General features: G+C 73.6%; 3 protein-coding genes and 1 pseudogene. 1 reads left to right on the forward strand and 3 read right to left on the reverse strand.

The features are described from left to right. Nucleotides 1-132 precede the first annotated feature (132 nt). From ACLU3S_RS36570 to ACLU3S_RS36580, 3 genes and pseudogenes are all read right to left on the reverse strand, one after another. On the reverse strand, nucleotides 133-633 hold the full coding sequence (locus ACLU3S_RS36570; protein WP_413956283.1) for a hypothetical protein: 501 nt from the start codon (nucleotides 631-633) through the stop codon (nucleotides 133-135). Between the two features lie 171 nt (nucleotides 634-804). Beyond that, nucleotides 805-1272 carry an SRPBCC domain-containing protein gene (locus tag ACLU3S_RS36575; RefSeq protein ID WP_413956284.1) on the reverse strand — a complete coding sequence of 156 codons (468 nt, stop codon included), beginning with the start codon at nucleotides 1270-1272 and terminating at the stop codon, nucleotides 805-807. Between the two features lie 142 nt (nucleotides 1273-1414). Next, nucleotides 1415-1857, reverse strand: a pseudogene (locus tag ACLU3S_RS36580) (Scr1 family TA system antitoxin-like transcriptional regulator); the annotation flags it as partial. A 417-nt stretch (nucleotides 1858-2274) separates the two neighbouring features. Here ACLU3S_RS36580 and ACLU3S_RS36585 point away from each other — a divergent pair. Then, nucleotides 2275-2791 (forward strand): ATP-binding protein (locus ACLU3S_RS36585; RefSeq protein WP_413956285.1); only part of this gene is annotated, 517 nt, incomplete at its 3' end.

The following is a 2791-nucleotide window of genomic DNA, read 5'->3' on the forward strand; positions in this document are numbered from 1 at the left end:
CGCGCGAGTCGGCCACGGCCGGCACTCGGCCGTCGCGTTCTACTCCCGGCTGCCGCCCTGTCAGCGAGGTGCGCCGCGGGCGCGGGCCCCGCCCCGAGTGGGGCGGGGCGGGACCGCACGCCCGTCCCCGTCTCAGCGGACCGGCTTCAGCGCGGTGATCTTCAGCGTCTTCAGATCGGACTGGACGTCGATCCGGCTGACCTCGGCGTGCGGCCCGTCGCCCCAGGTCAGCGTGACCCGGCTGGTGGCGTGGCCCGTGCCCGAACCGGTGTAGGCGACCCGCCACTTCACCGGGACGTTCTGCGCGAACAGGATGCCGTCGGCGTGCTCCTTCTTCTCGAAGGCGGCGACCTTCTTCTGGGCGGCCGCGGAGAGGTAGAAGCCGCGCAGTGCCTTGAGGGCGGCGCCGGCGGACTTGTCGTCCGTGGCCCAGACGGCGTCGATGTAGGCGCCGTAGAAGTCGGCCACGTGCTGCGTGGCGTTGCGCGGGTCGCCCTGGGCGGAGGACACCGCCGCGGCGCGCGTGGTGTGGCTCGCGGAGGCACCCGCGAGGGCGGGCGTCACGGCCGCCAGGCTGAGGCCCGCGGTGAGGGCGACGGCGGTGAGCAGGGTCTTTCGGTGGTGAATGGGCATGTCTTTCATTTCCCCCGGTTTATGTGCGGCCGGACCGATCCCGGCCGCCGACGGACCTTAAGACCGCGTTTTCACCGGGGTGGTTCCGCTGCATTCGGGTGAATTCACGCCATGTGGCGGCACGGAGAAGGTTGCGTCGCATTCAGGCCCGTTTGCGCGCCGATCCGGCCATCACACGGCGCGGTGGTCCGCCACCAGGCGGGCGAGCCGGTCGAGGGCCATGCGGGTGCCCCGTTCGTTGTCCTCGCGGGGGATGCCGTCGGGGACGCCCTCGTGCAGGATCTCCACGTCCGTGCCGCCGCCGGCCGGGGTGAGCGTCGTCGTCAGGGTCATGGGGGCGGCCAGGGCGGCGTCGTCGGTCTCGAATGCGAGCACCTCGACGACCTGGCTGTCCGGGACGAGCGCGGCGAAGTGGCCGCGGTAGGTGTCGGTGCCGTCACCCGACTTGCCCGTGCCGCTGCCGTCGTCGTGGCTGAGGGACACGCGGAAGGCGCCGCCCTCCCGCGCCTCGAAGACGTGGACGTGGGCGGTCATGTGGTCCGGAACCCGCCAGGCCGCGATCGCCTCCGGGTCGGTCAGGGCCCGGTAGACGGACCGCGGCGGCGCCTGCACGTGGCGGGTGACTCGGGTGGCGTACACGGGCTCACGGTACCGGCCGGGGCGCGGTCCCGTCCCCCGCGTGCGGCGGCGGAACGGGGCCGGGGTCCGGGAGGTGGGTCGGACCCCGGCCCCGGGTCGGTCACGGCTTGCGGGCGACCGCGCCGGCGTTCGGCGGCCCCGGCGGAGCGTGCGGAGCGCCCGCGCCGAGCAGGGCGCGCGCGTCGTCCTCGGTCTGCAGCAGGCCGTGCACGAACTGGTTCTCGTAGGCGCGGATCTGCAGCGCGGCCTGTTCCAGGCTGAGGTAGGCGGCGAACCAGTCGGGCATGACGTCGCGGTAGGTGTGCCACCAGCCGCGCCTGTTGGCCTCGCGCAAGGACTGCAGAAAGGTGTCGAGCTCCCGCTGGTCGGTGACGCCGTAGACCTGGAGGAGCTTCTCGACGTCCGTGAGCCGCAGCCGGGCCACCTTGGCGGCCTCCATGCGGCGGATCGTGGAGTGGCTGACCCCGATGACGGCGCCCGCTCGGCTTAACCGAGGCCGGCCCGGGTCCGCAGCTCCTCCAGCCGCCGGCCGAGGATCATGCGCAGGACGGAGGGGGCGCCGCCCCAGTCGGCCTCCGCGGTCACACCCCACCCCCTCGCAGCAGGTATCAGGGTCACCCTCGCACACGATCGCGTACATGACATCGAGCGATCGGTTCCTGGCGGAAGCAGCATGCACTTGTCCGTTTGAAATTTTCAACTTGCAGGTTGCGAGCGATTGTTGGCGGGTGCCACAGTGGACTCACTGCTTCGGCCGATCCAAGGAGCAGACGGCGTGGCCGGGTTGGGGGAGACCGGGCCGCACCACGGCCTCGTACGAGGCGGGGTGTGCCGTCTGTTGCACGAGTGGCCGGCAGACCCGTACCCGCACACCCCCCACGCGAGGCCGAAAGGCGCACGGCGATGGTTCCGCCCTCCCTCCCCCGACCGCTCCAGGGTCTGTCCGAGGACGTCGGACCGGATCGATCGCCCGACGAGGAGGGTCAGTTACGGCTCCCCTCGGTGCCGGCCCCACAGCAGGCCGAGGAGGACGCGGGCGCACCACGCCCGGCCGCGCAGGCGCGGAAGGATGCGCACCGTCCGCCGGAGCCCGCCGGCGTCCCGAGACCACCCGGAGGCGAGCGCCTCGGTCGACTCCCTGGGCCCGACGGCCCCGACCGGCTCGCCTCCGGGGCCCCGCTGCCCGGCTCCGCCGGCTTCGACCTGCCGACGCTGCCCGCGGCCGTCGGCGTGGCCCGCCGTGTCGTACGGGATCTGCTGACCGCCTGGGGCGTGCCGGACCCCGTCCGGGACGACGCCGTCCTCGTGACCTCCGAACTGGTCACCAACGCGCTCGTGCACGCGGCCGGCGAACGGATCGCCTGCCGGCTGCACGGCACCGCGGACCGGGTGCGCATCGAGGTGGAGGACCAGGAGGGCGGCGCCGCGCTGCCGGTGGCGCGCCGGGCCGGCCCCGACGACCAGCACGGGCGCGGGCTGTTCCTGGTCGAGACGCTGAGCCACGACTGGGGCGCCGCCC

The sequence above is a fragment of the Streptomyces sp. AF1A genome (assembly GCF_047340315.1).
Taxonomy (GTDB): Bacteria; Actinomycetota; Actinomycetes; order Streptomycetales; family Streptomycetaceae; genus Streptomyces.